Annotated in this window: 15 protein-coding genes; 3 read left to right on the plus strand and 12 right to left on the minus strand. The window is 44.1% G+C overall.

Annotation, left to right across the window (positions count from 1 at the left end; genetic code table 11):
* Positions 1-277 precede the first annotated feature (277 nt).
* The 8 genes from LPKJCM_RS09800 to LPKJCM_RS09835 all read right to left on the minus strand — a co-directional run bounded on the left by LPKJCM_RS09800 (position 278) and on the right by LPKJCM_RS09835 (position 8,264).
* Positions 278-811: an NYN domain-containing protein gene (locus LPKJCM_RS09800; RefSeq protein WP_057962376.1), complete on the minus strand. Its 534-nt coding sequence runs from the start codon at positions 809-811 to the stop codon at positions 278-280.
* A 15-nt stretch (positions 812-826) separates the two neighbouring features.
* Positions 827-1,627 (minus strand): 23S rRNA (guanosine(2251)-2'-O)-methyltransferase RlmB, encoded by an 801-nt coding sequence (gene rlmB / locus LPKJCM_RS09805; protein WP_057962377.1) that lies wholly within the window; start codon positions 1,625-1,627, stop codon positions 827-829.
* Complete coding sequence (locus LPKJCM_RS09810; RefSeq protein WP_057962378.1) at positions 1,617-2,027, minus strand: Mini-ribonuclease 3; 411 nt, start codon at positions 2,025-2,027, stop codon at positions 1,617-1,619. The genes rlmB and LPKJCM_RS09810 overlap by 11 nt, the downstream gene beginning before the upstream one ends.
* An 8-nt stretch (positions 2,028-2,035) precedes the next feature.
* Complete coding sequence (gene cysS / locus LPKJCM_RS09815) at positions 2,036-3,442, minus strand: cysteine--tRNA ligase (RefSeq protein ID WP_057962379.1); 1,407 nt, start codon at positions 3,440-3,442, stop codon at positions 2,036-2,038.
* A 138-nt stretch (positions 3,443-3,580) separates the two neighbouring features.
* Positions 3,581-4,975 carry a glutamate--tRNA ligase gene (locus LPKJCM_RS09820; RefSeq protein WP_057962380.1) on the minus strand — a complete coding sequence of 465 codons (1,395 nt, stop codon included), beginning with the start codon at positions 4,973-4,975 and terminating at the stop codon, positions 3,581-3,583.
* Between the two features lie 88 nt (positions 4,976-5,063).
* Positions 5,064-6,230, minus strand: coding sequence for a PIN/TRAM domain-containing protein (locus LPKJCM_RS09825; RefSeq protein ID WP_057962381.1), 1,167 nt, complete (start codon positions 6,228-6,230; stop codon positions 5,064-5,066).
* Between the two features lie 26 nt (positions 6,231-6,256).
* Positions 6,257-7,630, minus strand: coding sequence for a DNA repair protein RadA (gene radA / locus LPKJCM_RS09830; RefSeq protein WP_057962382.1), 1,374 nt, complete (start codon positions 7,628-7,630; stop codon positions 6,257-6,259).
* A gap of 94 nt (positions 7,631-7,724) precedes the next feature.
* The gene (locus LPKJCM_RS09835) at positions 7,725-8,264 is read right to left on the minus strand and encodes a dCTP deaminase/dUTPase family protein (RefSeq protein ID WP_057962383.1); all 540 of its coding nucleotides are present in this window, start codon (positions 8,262-8,264) and stop codon (positions 7,725-7,727) included.
* 145 nt (positions 8,265-8,409) lie between these two features.
* On the opposite strand from LPKJCM_RS09835, the gene rpiA reads away from it, so the two are divergent.
* Positions 8,410-9,093 (plus strand): ribose-5-phosphate isomerase RpiA, encoded by a 684-nt coding sequence (gene rpiA, locus LPKJCM_RS09840; protein WP_057962384.1) that lies wholly within the window; start codon positions 8,410-8,412, stop codon positions 9,091-9,093.
* A gap of 140 nt (positions 9,094-9,233) precedes the next feature.
* Entirely contained in the window at positions 9,234-10,568 is a 1,335-nt protein-coding gene (locus tag LPKJCM_RS09845) for a C1 family peptidase (RefSeq protein ID WP_057962385.1), read from the plus strand.
* Positions 10,569-10,728: 160 nt separating this feature from the next.
* On the opposite strand, the gene LPKJCM_RS09850 is transcribed toward LPKJCM_RS09845, so the two are convergent.
* The gene (locus tag LPKJCM_RS09850; protein ID WP_057962386.1) at positions 10,729-11,400 is read right to left on the minus strand and encodes a 2,3-bisphosphoglycerate-dependent phosphoglycerate mutase; all 672 of its coding nucleotides are present in this window, start codon (positions 11,398-11,400) and stop codon (positions 10,729-10,731) included.
* A gap of 127 nt (positions 11,401-11,527) precedes the next feature.
* Positions 11,528-12,472: an AEC family transporter gene (locus tag LPKJCM_RS09855; RefSeq protein WP_057962387.1), complete on the minus strand. Its 945-nt coding sequence runs from the start codon at positions 12,470-12,472 to the stop codon at positions 11,528-11,530.
* Between the two features lie 211 nt (positions 12,473-12,683).
* On the opposite strand from LPKJCM_RS09855, the gene LPKJCM_RS09860 reads away from it, so the two are divergent.
* Positions 12,684-13,775, plus strand: coding sequence for an LCP family protein (locus LPKJCM_RS09860; RefSeq protein ID WP_057962388.1), 1,092 nt, complete (start codon positions 12,684-12,686; stop codon positions 13,773-13,775).
* Positions 13,776-13,873: 98 nt separating this feature from the next.
* Here the strand turns inward: LPKJCM_RS09860 and LPKJCM_RS09865 are convergent, their stop codons facing one another.
* Together LPKJCM_RS09865 and LPKJCM_RS09870 are read right to left on the minus strand one after the other, a co-directional pair.
* Entirely contained in the window at positions 13,874-14,725 is an 852-nt protein-coding gene (locus LPKJCM_RS09865; RefSeq protein ID WP_057962389.1) for a PTS system mannose/fructose/sorbose family transporter subunit IID, read from the minus strand.
* A gap of 16 nt (positions 14,726-14,741) precedes the next feature.
* The gene (locus tag LPKJCM_RS09870) at positions 14,742-15,542 is read right to left on the minus strand and encodes a PTS sugar transporter subunit IIC (protein WP_057962390.1); all 801 of its coding nucleotides are present in this window, start codon (positions 15,540-15,542) and stop codon (positions 14,742-14,744) included.
* Between the last annotated feature and the right edge of the window lie 16 nt (positions 15,543-15,558).

Genomic DNA, 15,558 nt, shown 5'->3' on the forward strand with positions numbered 1-15,558 from the left:
AAGCGTTTCAATGACAACACGGTTCTGGAATGATAAAATAGTGGTGCTCATCAAGGTCCTTCTTTCTAATGGATTGTGTGGTAACACCATTAAAGACCTTGATGGATTTTTCTGTCCACTTAAATGTTCAACTTAAATTTTACAATCTGCCTTTTACTAATCACTTTGGATTACGAAAAACTTTAACGGAGGATTTAACTTCCGACAAGACGAACCAACGTTCATTTACTGGCGAGTCCACCTATACCAATTTTAAAATATCAGGATGCTAATATTTTTATTTACTATCCCGCATCATTTTATCGCGCAACTTTTCCAGCTCAAGCAATTGCTTGGCATCAAATGGCGTATGTCGGAACACTTGTCCCTGATCAGTCATCTTACGGGCTTCCGTGTCAACTTCCTGCTTGGCGCGTTGAACATCCCTGAGTAATTCTCTGGCAGGAATCCGCAGGGCACCGGCTGCAAAAATGGTCCATTGTTCAGCTTGGTCACTGGTCGCAACAATCACCTGAGTGAATCGATTTTGTTTTCGATGGGCCAAAGCCTCAATGTAACTATCAGCTGTCTGATCCTTACTGGTCCAAACAATCTCCATGTCAAACTTACGAAAGCTTTTAGAATTACCGGGAACGTACATCGCGTCAAACACAACAATCATGTTGATGTCACGGTACTTTTTGTATTCCGATAATTCAGCCAGGAGTTGGTCACGGGCGTCTTCCAAACGATTGGCCTGCTTGAGCTTGTTAAGATGCGGCCAATTTCCAATCATGTTGTAGGCATCAACAATTAACAGGTCTTCTTTCATTATTTCTCACCGACTTTATTTGGCTAGTGGGTTTCGAGAATTGAAACCCTGATAGATCAAAATGCTGGCTGCAACACTAGCATTGAGGCTCTGAATATCTCCCACCATTGGAATGGTTAACATTTCGTCAACCTGCTTTTTTAGTAATGGCGAAATTCCCTTGCCCTCGTTACCGATAATGACCGCAACTGAACCAGTGGCGTCCCAGCGACGGTAATCCGTTCCGGAAATATCGGTTCCGAAGACCCACATTCCGCGTTGCTTTAATTCCTTGATGGTGGCAGCCAAGTTGGTTACTCGCGCAACCGGCACCCGTTCAATCGCCCCAGCAGATGTTTTAGAAACGGTAGCCGTTAACCCAACGGCCCGGTGTTTGGGAATGATAATTCCAGACACTCCAGCCGCATCCGACGTCCGAATGATTGAGCCCAAATTATGCGGATCTTCAATGTTATCAAGAATCACAAAGAATGGTTCAACCGCCTGCTTCTTGGCATTAGCAAACAGTTCGTCAATTGTCGCGTATTTAAAGGCTGCAATTGATAATACCACTCCCTGATGATTTTGGTTGTTGGAAAGCTTGTCCAGCTTCTGCTTAGGAACCTTTGAGATCACCAGTCGTTTTTTATGCGCCAGTTTCATAATTTCAGAGATGATATTGTCATCATCTTTAATTCCTGATTGGATAAACAGCTTATTGACCGGGTTTTCGCTTTTCAAAGCGGCAACGACGGGGTGTCTGCCAATCACAAACTCTTCAGGCTGGTCCTGCCGGTCATCAGCCCGACGATCTTGACTATGATTCTCATTCTTCATGTTTAAGGTTCCCACTTTCTACTTGTTCAATACACCAATTAGCAATTTCTTTCATTCGATCAGTCTGGTCGCTTAATGACAGGTAGCCAAAGACGGCTTCAAACCCGGTTGAAATGCGGTAGGTAATCACATCCGTATTTTTAGCATGGGTGTGACTGTTGGCGTTTCGGCCGCGCTTAAAGTAATCCCACTCAGTTTCATTAAGTAACTTCTCTGCTTTCATTAAATCAATTAAAGCTGCCTGAGCCTTTGCCGACACATAGTTGGTGGCGACATGCTGCAGACGCTTAGGCTTGGTCAATCCCTGGGCAATCAGATGGCGGCGAATGAAAACTTCATAGGCTGCATCCCCCATGTACGCCAGGGCAATCCCGTTTAACTGGGAAAAATTATCAATCATTAAAGTCGTTATTCCTTTCTAAACCGAGTTCCCTGCGGTGTATCTTCCAAGACAATTCCCCGGGCTTTGAGTTCCTCTCTGATTTCATCGCTGCGAATAAAGTCCTTGTCGTGGCGAGCCTGCTCCCGTTCGTGGATCAGTGACCAGATTTCATCATCCTTTAGTTCACTTTGCTCGAGTTTGATGCCAAAGACACCGGAAAGCTGGCGCAAAGTGTTGATAATGAACTGAAGACTCAGTTGAAAAACGGTCTCCCGTTCACTATAGGTATTGGCAAATTTGGCCAGCTCATAAACGGCGGCAATCCCATTTTGTACGTTAAAATCATCATCCATCGCATCCGTAAAATCAGCAACAATTTGGCGGACTTCCTGATCGGTTTTGGGATCGTCACCTTCGTCCGCATTATGAAGTCGGTATGTGAGGTTATTGAAGGCGGTCTGCAGCTTTTTCAAGTTGCTGCTGGCTTCTTTGACGCTGGCGTCGCTGTATTGAATTGGCCGACGATAATGGGTTGTTGACATCAGCAAACGAATTACTTGACCATTCAAGTTCTTGAGTAGATCGTGAACGGTAATGAAATTGCCCAATGACTTGCTCATTTTCTCGTTATCGTCACCGATCGTGACAAACCCATTGTGCATCCAGTACTTAACAAATGTTTGCCCAGTGTTGGCCTCACTTTGGGCCCGCTCATTCTCGTGATGCGGGAAAATCAAATCTTCACCGCCACCGTGGATATCAATTGTTTTTCCCAAATACTTAGTGGACATCACTGAGCACTCAATGTGCCACCCAGGTCGGCCCTTTCCCCATGGAGAATCCCACGAGATCTCATCGCCTTTGGACTTCTTCCACAAGGCAAAATCGATGGGGTCCTCTTTTTTAGCCATCTCTTCAGGGTTCACGTGCTGGCTGGCGCCAATTTCTAGTTGATCAACGTTAATGTGCGGCAAGGCGCCGTAACTTTTAAACTTCCGAGCCCGGAAATAAACGTCGCCGTCAACATCGTAGGCATAGCCTTTGTCCACCAACGTTTTAACAAAATCGATAATCTCAGGAATATTCTCAGTGGCCCGTGGATGGATCGCATCGCTTGATATGTTCAACGCCGCGGTATCCTGCATGAAGGCGTTGATATATTTGTCAGCAATTGCCCCCACTGTTGTATGATTCTCCCGGGCTGCATTGATCATCTTATCATCGACATCAGTAAAATTCGAAACGTACTTGACCTGATACCCCCGATACTCCAAGTATCTGCGCACAGTATCAAAGGCGATCGCGCTTCTGGCGTTCCCAATATGGATGTAGTTATACACGGTTGGGCCACAGACATACATTTTAACAACACCTGGGGTGATGGGTTCAAATTTCTCTTTTTTTCGCGTGAGGGTATTAAATATCTGTAACATTTCGAATTCCTCTCTTTATCTTTTATATTCAAATAATATCATAATTCACATTGTTTTATTACTTTAACTATAACCCATAATAAAAGGTCTCGCTGTAAATGCAACGAGACCAATCGAATCAATAATATTTTTTATCAATTAAGCTTTATCAATTTGAGCGAGCGTTTCTTTGATATGCGCAATTGCTTTTTGCTTGCCGACGAGTTCAACTGACTCTGGCAATTCTGGACCGTGCATTTCATGGGTAACGGCAATTCGGATTGGCATCCATAATTGACGTCCCTTGATTTTAGTATCCTTTTGGATCGCTTTGATCACCTTAAAGATCTCAACTGAATCAAAAATATCAAGTTTTTGAATTCGCTCGAGAAATTCTTTTAGGACAACTGGCGCGGTTTCGTTAGAAATCTCCGCCAGTGCATCGCCATCAATTTGTTCCGGCTCTTCGAAGAAGACAGATGCCATATCGTTAATCTGTGCCATATAACTCATTTCACGCTTGTAGAGCATAATCAATTGGCGGGCCCACTCAATTGTTTGGCTGTCGGGATTTTCAGGAATGTTCCCGCCGGCAATCAACTGACGTAATGCCAAATCCATGATCGTACTGTTATCTGCTTCCTTAACGTACTGGTTGTTAATCCATTCCAATTTCTTAGAATCAAACTTGGCAGGTGATTTGCTCAAACGAGTTTCGTCATACATCTTGATGAATTCTTTCTTGTTAAAGATTTCATCTTCACCAACTGGGGACCAGCCCAAAAGTAAAATGAAATTAAACATTGCATCAGGCAAATAACCCAATTTGCGGTATTGTTCGATGAACTGAAGAACGGATTCGTCACGCTTACTCAATTTCTTACCAGTATCGGCGCTGATGATCAAACTCATATGGCCGAATCTTGGTACCTGCCAGCCAAAAGCTTCATAAATCATCAATTGCTTTGGCGTATTGGCAACGTGGTCGCCGCCGATGGTATCAGAATTAAAGGAAACGTTCCCCTTAACAATGTCATCCCAGGCATACTCATGATTCTTTGGAACGCGGAATCGAATAACCGGTTTCAAACCCTTTGCCTTTGCATCAGCAATTGCTTGAGCCTTTTGGTCTTCCGTCATTCCCGCATATTCGTATTCATAATGAGGCATTTCTCCGCGTGCTTTTTGTGCATCACGGTCGGCAGTAAGCTGCTCCTCTGTCCGGTATGATTCATAAGCCTTCCCCTCATCAATCAACTGTTGGATCAATGGGGTGTAAATATCTTTTCGTTCCGATTGACGATAGGGACCGTAGTCGCCGCCAACATCAGGACCTTCATCCCAGTCGAGCCCAAGCCACTTGAGATTATCAAGTTGGCTCTTCTCGCCGTCAGCAACGTTTCGTTTGGTGTCAGTATCCTCAATTCGGATGATGAACTTGCCCTTGTTGTGACGGGCAAATAAATAGTTAAAAATGGCTGTACGTGCATTTCCGATATGCAAGTGGCCAGTTGGACTTGGAGCATAACGAACTCGAATTGCATTGTTTGCCAATGTATAACGCCTCTTTCTTAAAATTAATCAAAATTTTGTCAGTATTTAAAGTGTACAATGAACCTTGCTAAAAATAAAGGGAAGGCCGCTACTTCTTGTTATTTGAGCCGGTCTTGCCATTACCTTTATTTTGGTTCTGCTTGGCCGTGATATTTTTAGTTGAATGCTCTGGTCTGGCAAAGACCATCTTACCGGCATCTGTCTGAATCGCACTCGTCACGACGACATCAATGTGATCATTCAAGAAGTATCTGCCGTCTTCAACAACCACCATTGTGCCATCATCCAAGTAGGCAACCCCTTGCTGGCGTTCAGTTCCGTTTTTCACAACCATCACGTTCAATTGTTGGCCGGGAAGAATCTTCTGTCTCAGTGAGTTAGCGAGGGCATTAATATTAAACACCTGGACGTTTTGGAATTGAATGACTTTATTTAAATTAAAATCATTGGTGATAATCACGCCATCCACATCTTTAGCAAGTTGAATTAATTTACTGTCAACTTCTGGAATATCCTCATAATCCTTTTCGTAAATTTCGATTGGAATCAGATCTTCGTTTTGAAGTTTGTTCAAAATATCCAACCCCCGACGCCCACGCACTCGTTTGACACTGTCGCTGGAATCGGCGATGTACTGCAGTTCATACAAGACAAACTTGGGAACCAGCAGTGTGCCTTCAATAAAACCGGTTTTGACAACGTCGTAAATTCGACCATCGATCAAGATGTTGGTATCCAGAATTTTGTAGTGATGGTAATTCTTATCAACAGGTTTATCAATAATCTTTTCATCGCCGGCCTTGGCGTTTTCTGACTTTCGTCGTGACTGAAACATTTTTCGCCATCGATCGCTCTGTGTGTTACCGATTCGGAACCCAAAATAGCCCAGTACCAGCATCAAAATGGTTGGAATCATCGTATTCAAGAAGAACGTATGGGTTCTAAAGAATACAATTGAGATCAGAATGGCAACTACCAATCCGATAATCAGTCCCAAGGTTCCAAAAAACAGCGACAATGGGCTTTGCTTTGTCAATCTGAGTTCCATTCGATCGACCGCTTTTAGAATATAATTGCCGGCTAACAACGAAATAAAATAAAAAATAATGGCACCCACAACTGCGTTTGTCGCAGCGTTGTTAAACAGCGTTCCGTAACGGACTTGGAAAATCAGCCAAATCATTGGAAAATAGCTGGCTCCAATGGCGGCACCGGCTAATGTCAATACAATTCTAACAATTCTCTTTCTTTTCAAAAATATCGCCTTCTCTCAAATTTCATTTAACAAAGTGCAAGCTTCAGTGCCTGAGCAAGGGTTGAAACACCAACAACTGAAATCCCAGTTGGGGGGTTCCACCCCTGAAGATTATTGGCTGGAACCAAAACCCGCTTGAATCCTAGCTTTTGGGCCTCGGCGACGCGCTGCTCAATTCGAGTGACCCGGCGAACTTCTCCGGTTAGACCAAGTTCACCGACATAACACTCGGTTGGACTGGTTCCACGGTTTTTATAGGATGAAGCAATGCTGATAGCCATTGCCAAATCAATTGCCGGCTCATCCAGCTTAACGCCGCCGGCAGCCTTTAGATAGGCATCTTGATTCTGCAGCATCAAACCAGCCCGTTTTTCCAGTACCGCCATAATGAGGGACACCCGATTGCGGTCAAGTCCGGTTGCCGTTCGTTGGGAATTGCCAAAAACTGATGCGGTGACCAGGGCCTGAATTTCAACCAGGATCGGCCGGGTTCCTTCCATCGAAACAACAATTGCCGACCCGGTGGCATCCTTCAGCCGTTCTTCCAAAAAGATTTCGGAAGGATTCTTCACCTCTCGCAGGCCGTCGGTACGCATTTCAAAAACGCCCAATTCATTGGTTGAGCCAAAACGGTTTTTAACGGTTCGCAAAATGCGGTAAGAATGGTGCAGATCACCTTCAAAATATAAGACGGTGTCGACCATGTGCTCCAAAATTTTGGGTCCGGCAATCGCACCACCTTTGGTGACGTGACCGACAACAAACACGGTAATGCCCTGACCTTTGGCGATGTTCATTAAATCAGCCGTCACTTCTCGAATCTGAGCGACTGATCCGGTGGCTGACTGCAACTCTGGAATCTGCATCGTTTGTACCGAGTCAATCACGACAGCATCCGGCTTCATTTCGTTAATGGTGTCTTTAATCACATCCATATCAGTTTCGGAATAGACGTAAAGATTTTCCCCATTGACGCCCAGCCGATCAGCGCGCATTTTGATCTGTGACGCACTCTCTTCACCCGAAACATAAAGGATCTTACCAGATTTACTGAGTTGTCCGGATACCTGCAGCATCAAAGTTGATTTACCAATGCCAGGATCGCCGCCAATTAAGATCAGAGATCCAGGAACCACCCCGCCGCCAAGAACCCGGTTGAGTTCTTCCATATCAGTCTTGAACCGAATGTCTTTATGGAACTCAACTTTGTTGATTGATTCCGGCTTATTGTCATGAATCCCGTTTCTGCGAAGACTTTGAGTTGCCATCGTACTATTTTTGGGGGTAATTGTTTCTTCTACCAGCGTGTTCCATTCATTACAGTTCGGGCAGCGCCCCAAATATCTTGGGGAAATGTAGCCGCAGTTCTGACAAACAAATTGGGTTTTAACTTTTGCCAACTAAATTCTCCTCTTATACTTACACTATCAATATTCTAGCACTTTATGAATATGGGTTGCCGAAATCCCAGTGGCCTTTACGGCATCTTATAAATTATTGACCTGATGAACCAAAACCACCACTTCGGGTTTGTTTTTTGCGCTGATCATCCTGATCGGCTAATAAATATGGCAGGAAAATCCCCTGGGCAATCCGCTCACCCTTTTTAATCTTGATGTCGGTGATGCCGAAATTTAGGATCTGGACAAATATTTCGCCTTCATTGCTCCGATTATTATAATAATCGGAATCGATCACACCAATCCCATTTGGAATCACCAGTCCGCGTTTTAACGGATTACTGGATCGATTGGCAATGACCAGCACTTCGTCAGGCTGCATGTACGACTTAATCCCGGTTGGAATTAAAAATGGCTTGAGGACTTTTTTTGCCTGGGCAAGGTCGTCCTGCTGAACTTTTTTCTCATGTTTGAGTGCCCAGAGAACCTTCAAAAAATTCACTTTCCAAATCGATGGGATCACAATATCTGCCGCGCTTTGAAAATCATACCCCGCTGCATTTTCAGTCGTTCGGTAAGGTAAGCTTAGGTTTTCATCTACATATTTTGAGACAATTTCAAATCCACGTTTCATATGTCTGGCTCCTTTTATCGAGATATTCTATTATTGTAGTATAAACTAACTAACTGTTGTTTGCACAGATTGACAAAGATGGTAAAGTATCGCAGTATAATGGTGTAGTAAAACCTTTAAACAACTTTGAAATGAGGGAACAAATATGAGACATCAAGACGAGTTGAAACGCTCAGTGGGGGAAGCTGCTGTTAAGTTTATTGAGGATGGTATGACCGTTGGATTAGGTACCGGCTCCACTGTTCGGTTCATGGTCGACGCTTTAGGCGAACGAGTGAAGTCAGAGCACCTTTCAATTGTGGGTGTGCCAACTTCGGAACGAACCCGCGAGCAAGCCAACGGCCTCGGAATTCCAACAAAAGGCGTTGACGAGGTCGACCACATTGATCTCACCATCGACGGGGCTGATGAAATTAATCGGGCCTTCCAAGGAATCAAGGGAGGCGGTGCGGCTCATCTTTGGGAAAAGATTGTGGCCATTAACTCCGATAAAAACATGTGGATCGTCGACAGTAGCAAAATGGTTGATGAATTGGGCACCTTCCCGCTGCCCCTCGAAGTGATCCCTTACGGCAGTCAGCAGCTCCTCAAACGTCTTGATGCCAAGGGCTACCACCCGAAGTTCAGAATGAATGGCGACCAATACGTCACCACTGATTCAAACAATTATGTGATTGATCTACATTTAGGCGAGATCAAAGAACCGCACGCCTTAGCGTTGGAATTAGATCAAATGACCGGAATTGTGGAACATGGACTTTTCCTTGATCTGGTCAACACGGTGATTGTTGGTCGAGAAGACGGTCCCCAAACCATTCAAGCACGTTAATTGAATATGCGTTAAGAACAGCCGGCAATGCGATCAAAATGATCCGCGCCGGCTGTTTGCTGTTTAAAAGCCCGCCTGCTCACTAGCCCTTTTTAATAAATGAGCGTAAAATAAGATTCTATTAAGGAGAGTGATCATTTTTGACAGCAGAAATTAATTTAGATCAAATTAGCAAGTACCAGCAGAATCTTAATAATCGTAAAGATTCAAAAGTGATTGAAAGAGCGGTTACCCACCAAGGCATTTTGGAAAGCAGCGAAGACTTTATCGCTGAAGGCAAAATGAATCCGGTATTTTCAATCGATCTTTCGACTGGTAAGGTTGCCGATCAAAAGCAGAGTGGTCGTTGCTGGATGTTTGCCGCCCTCAATACGATGCGCATTCACCTCATGAACACTTATAAAGTTCCCGATGACTTTGAATTATCTCAAAATTATACCAACTTTTGGGATAAATTCGAAAAGGCCAACTATTTCTTGGAAAACGTCTTAAAGACGGCTGACCAACCCTTGGATTCACGAAAAGTCGCTTGGCTGATGGCAACGCCACAGCAAGATGGCGGCCAATGGGACATGCTTTGCGCCCTCATTGAAAAATATGGGATCGTGCCAAAGTCCACAATGCCGGAAACTTTCAACAGTAGTCGTTCAGCTCAACTCAATAAGTTCTTAAACTTAAAGCTGCGTCATGATGCAGTTGCTTTGCGTGAATTAGTTGCTGATAAAGCATCCGAAGCTAAAATTGCCGAGACTAAAGATAACATGATGGAAGAAGTTTACCGCATGTTGACCTATGCCCTTGGTGAACCAGCTACCAAATTTGACTTTGAATACCGCGACAAAGATCAGAATTATCATTTCGACGCCGGTATTACACCACAAGAATTCTTCAAAAAGTACGTTAACTTGAATTTGGAAGATTATGTTTCCTTGATTAACTCACCGACTGATGATAAGCCATTCAATAAGACTTACACGATTGAAATGTTGGGTAACGTTGTCAATGGCCGCCCGGTTAAACATTTAAACCTTGAAATGTCAGAACTGAAGAAATTAGCAATCAAGCAGCTTCAAAACGATGAATCTGTTTGGTTCGGCAGTGACGTTGGCCAAAGTTCGAACACCAAAAAGGGCATTATGGATACCAGCCTGTACGCACCCGACGAATTGTTTGATTCAGATTTGTCGATGTCAAAGGCTGAGCGCTTGGATTACGGTGAAAGTTTAATGACTCACGCCATGGTGATTACCGGAGTCGACCTAGTCGACGGCCAACCAACCAAGTGGAAAGTTGAAAACAGCTGGGGCGAAAAAGTCGGCACCAAAGGCTATTTTGTGATGAGTGACGACTGGATGAACGAATTTGTCTACCAATTCGTGATCAACAAAAAGTACCTCACTGAAGAACAGCTTGACGCCCAAAAGCAAGCGCCAATTGTTTTGAAGCCTTGGGATCCAATGGGTGCCTTAGCTTAGTAATCAGCTCTTAAAAGATAAACACGACAAGTCAGGTCATCTGATTTGTCGTATTTTTTGTGGTCTATAAAATTTTAGTCTGGTAGTTGATCAAAGTAAGCCCTGCCAGTGAAACTGTCGTGAAAGTGGCAACAGCGCTCTTTTTGCTTAGCTCCTTCAGTCATTCCATAAACGTTTTATTAACAATCTTTAATTGCCCATCGAAATCGTATCGAATCGGTTGGCCATTTGGGACTTCAACGTTGGGAATTTCCTCATCCGAAATTTCCTCCAGAAATTTGATCAGGGCTCGTAAGGTGCTTCCGTGGGCCACAATTAATTGGTTCTTGTTGTCCAGTAGGTTGGGTGCGATCTCATCAATCCAGTATGGAATTAATCGCCGCTGAGCCATTTCCAAACTTTCACCCAAGGGAATTTTGACACCGTAACGATCATAACGTGCATCCTCGTCGCGTTTGGTTAAAAGAGGCGGCACAACTGTGAAGCTTCGCCGCCAAATTTTTAACTGCTTGGCCCCCACCTTTTCTTTGACTTTAAGCTTATTTTTGCCACGAAGGCCACCGTAATGGCGTTCGTTGAGGCGCCAAGATTTGTGTTCCGGAATAAAATTTTGACCAATCTCATCCAAGACAATGTTGGTCGTCATGATTGCCCGTTTTAAAAGCGATGTATGAACATCATCAAACTGAATTTGAGATTTGGCGATCACTTTCCCAGCACTGTGCGCTTGCCTAACGCCCCTATCAGTCAATGGCACATCGCTCCAGCCGGTAAAAATGTTGTCCCTATTCGCTTGGCTTTCTCCGTGGCGCATGATTACTAGTGTTGGCACGTTTACATCCTCTTTATTCAAATTAATTTGTTCACAAATACTCTCATAAAAAAGATGACCGAAGCCACCTTCTAATCTCCTCAACGGCTCAAGTCGCCATGTGAACAAAACCAGTGTAGCATTTCTCCTAAAGCTTCTCAACCAAAACCATTAGCACCGGAATCATGACCAGACTCAGCAATGTCGTTTCTGCCACCATGATAGATGCATATTCAGAGTCGGCGTGATAGAGTCTTGAAACTACCGGAGCGTTAGTCATAATTGGCATCGCTGACTGCATGATGAAGACCTGTTTCATCATGACCGGCATTGGTGTAGGAATGACCAAGAGTGACATAATAATTGGTGCCAACATAAACCGCCCAAATAAGATCAGGAAGTTACTGCGGTCAAAATGCACATTCGTCAAATCGACACTATTAATTGAGATACCAATAAAAATCATTGAAAGTGGAATCGTCAAATTCCCTATGTAGTTGGAATCCTGCATCAAAAAATCAGGCAGTGTAACGTGCATCAATACCAGTACCACACCAATCATGAAGCCAAGCAGAGGCGGCGAAAAAACCTTCTTGAGGGTTTGCTTCCAATTAAACGAAGCCTCACCCTTACCGTCCTTTTGGATCAAATAAACACCCAGCGTCCAGAAAAACGTCGTATTGGCCATATAATAGACCAGGACAAACGGTAAACTGGATTTCCCAAATAATGCCATGTTAACAGGCAGCCCAACAAAAACGGTGTTCGAGTTGGAAAACATCGACATGAACAACCCTGAGTGCATTTTGGGAATTTTGGTCAACTTGACCACGAAGATGGACACAATGTAGAGCAACAACATCGAAACGATTGGGAAAAATAAGTCAGGAAGCGTGGTCAGCAGCTTCTTGGCGGTAAACTTTTCCATAATGGTTGAAATCATGTAAGCCGGCAGTGCCACCTGGGTTACCAAGCGGGCAATCATGCTGGTCATTTTGCCATCAAACCAATCGTTTCTGGCTAATACAAATCCCAGTGCAATCATAATCAGGATAATTAAAACCCCAGAAACAGCATTATAAAATACTTCCATAAACATTCCTCAATTCTAAAAATCAATAACAATAAATTATTATAACACAATTAGAATCCACAGCCGGTTATAATATTTGGTATAATGAGAAACGTCAGCCATAACGGATCTGACAATTATTAAATAATGTTTAAATAAACGAAGATTTCCGCAATCACACCCAAATCTGCCATATACTTTTGGGAGAATTTTTTGTAAACGAGGAGTCAATATGCCATCAGATAAAGATAACAATAACGATTTTGAACCAGTATATTCACGTCGATCCGACAAGAAACCCCACTATAAGAAAAAGAACCATCACCGAAGAAGAATTATCGGCTGGAGCATCTTTTTTGTTCTGCTGCTCGCCTTGGGCGGTGGGCTCGTCTGGGGATACGGTGCGTACAAGAATGCCAAGTCGACGTTCAAGAAGACTTATGATTCGACCAACGTTACCAAAGCTCGAAACGTCTCGTCAGTGATTCAGCAAGGAAAGCCGTTGTCAATTCTGTTGTTGGGAACGGATACCGGTGCTCTGGGTCGTCATGATACCGGTCGAACAGATACCATGATTGTCGCATCTGTCAACGCAAAGAAAAAGACCATCCATTTGACCAGTATCGCACGGGATACAAAAGTTGTGGTTCCAGGCGATACTCAGCCATACGAAAAGATTAACGCTGCTTACACAATTGGTGGTGCTGGAACGGCCGTTAAAACCGTTCAGAATCTGCTTGACGTCCCGATTGATTTTTACGCAATTATTAATATGGGCGGATTGGAAAAAATGGTCAATGCTGTTGGCGGTGTGGACGTCACACCACTCCTCACGTTCCAGTATGGCGCAGCAAACGTCGTCAAGGGCAAGAAAACCCATTTAAACGGGCGTCAGGCTTTGGACTACTCTCGAATGCGCGATGATGATCCTCGGGGTGATTACGGTCGTCAGGCCCGTCAACGTCAGATTATCAAAAAGTTAGTCATGAAGGGACTTAATATTACTTCTCTTCTCCGTTACAAATCGATTCTTTCATCGCTTTCCGGTAATATGAAGACCGATATGACTTTTGATGATATGATTGCTGTCCGAGCCAAGTATGGCGACGCTACCCATCACATTAAGTCACAAACCCTTCAGGGAGAGAATGCAATGATTGACGGCCTTTCCTACCAAGTGGTTCCTCAAAATGAACTATTGCGGGTCTCAAATGACATTCGAACATCCCTTGGCTTGGCCAAGTCAGCAAAACTTCAAACAAGTCAAACCAACACCGATAACGGTCAGGGTGCCACACAGTCATCCACTTATAATGGTTATTAAGCAATAATGAGTGCAACAAAATAGCGGCTAAGATAAAAGTCAACTTTTATCTTAGCCGCTATTTTGTTATTACAGCCAATTTATGTATCATCCGTCTTCTAAACCAACAATCCCGCGTAGTAGCCGAGCACTCCCAGGACGAACAGGCCCAGAATAATCCAGATTGGCGATATTCGTTTACGAATCAACCAAACACAAATCAAGGTCAAGGCAACTGGTGCAATTATATTCAGACCGCTGTTAATCACCGTATCCATGATCTGCGAAGCCGTTGAGGTACCAAACAATCCCTTGACCGAGGCAAAATCTACTGTGACCCAGCGGGCGACGATGACCCCCATCATAAACACCCCGAACATGGACGTCGCACTACTAACGTACTTAATAATTCCGGTATTAAACAGATTAATAATATCGGCTCCCCGATGATAGCCGGCCATTTGGGTGACGTACCGGAAAACCAGGCGTAAAACATTCCAAGCAATGAAAAAAAGAATGGGTCCAATAATCCCGTAACCACTTAACACTAGGCTGGCCGCAAACGCTGACAGAACCGGACGAATGGTCCCTAGCCAAACGGGATCACCAAAGCCGCCCATCGGCCCCATCATCGCAGTCTTAACGGCATTAATGGTACTATCACTAATATCGGCCCCATTTGCCCGCTGTTCTTCCATCGACAAAACCACCCCGGTAATCAGTGACTGCATAATCGGAGCGGTATTAAAGAATCCCAAGTGACGCTTCAAGGCCGCCTTTCTTTGATTCATATCAGGATACAATCGTTTAATTGCGGGAGCCATGATGTACGCAAAACCGAGATTTTGCATCCGTTCAAAATTCCAAGATCCCTGCTCAGTACCAGAGCGCCAAAAAATCCTGAAAAAATCGATTTGCCGTAGATGAATCGGCTGACGGGATTCATGATCCATGTTTTGATTATTTGCCATTGATGCCCATCAACTCCTATAAATCATCAAGTTCTTTGTCAAAATCATCCAAATCGTCACCGTTGTTGCCACCACCAGATGACCCGTGGCGCTTACTCATAGCCCAAACAAAGCTGACTGCGACAATCAAGCCCAGCCCTACCAATATAAAAAGGTTGACCTTAGTAAAGACCGCCACTAAAAAGCCGATGATAAACCAAATCCAGAGTGAGCGACTCACCATCATATTAATGAGGTTGGCAAATCCAACGGCTGACACCATCCCGATCGAAATAGAAATGCCATTGGTAATCCCCGCTGGAATCTGCTGCATCGACTGATGGATGAATTGAGGGGATATCAACATAATTAGTCCCGTTGGAATCAATACTCTCAGTCCCTGAATTCCTAAACTAACCAGATGAATTCGGTCGATCTGCCGAATTTGACCATCTTCGGCAGCCTGGTCAGCAGTATGCACAAACTTAACGATTGACTTACGGGTTGTGACGTTTAGGACTTGTCCAATAACCGCAAATGGGATGGCTAATGCGATGCCGTGTTTGATACTTAAAGCCGCCGGTCCGCACACCAACAGTGCTGAAACAACTGCTGAAAGTGCAATATCGAGTGCAACCGAGGCACCAATATTAATCCAGCCAATTGTAATCATCTGTAAAATTGCGCCCAGTGTAATGCCCACCGCGGCATGACCAGTTGCCAAACCGATTAGCGTACAAGCAATTATTGGCTGGTATACCTGCCATTCATCAAGAATACCATCCATGCCAACCACAAACGCGATCAGCAAAACGAAACCCATTGAAACTACACTCATCGAATTCCCCTCTGTT

Origin of the sequence: Lentilactobacillus parakefiri, assembly GCF_002157585.1 — a bacterium.
In the GTDB taxonomy this organism is placed as follows: domain Bacteria; phylum Bacillota; class Bacilli; order Lactobacillales; family Lactobacillaceae; genus Lentilactobacillus; species Lentilactobacillus parakefiri.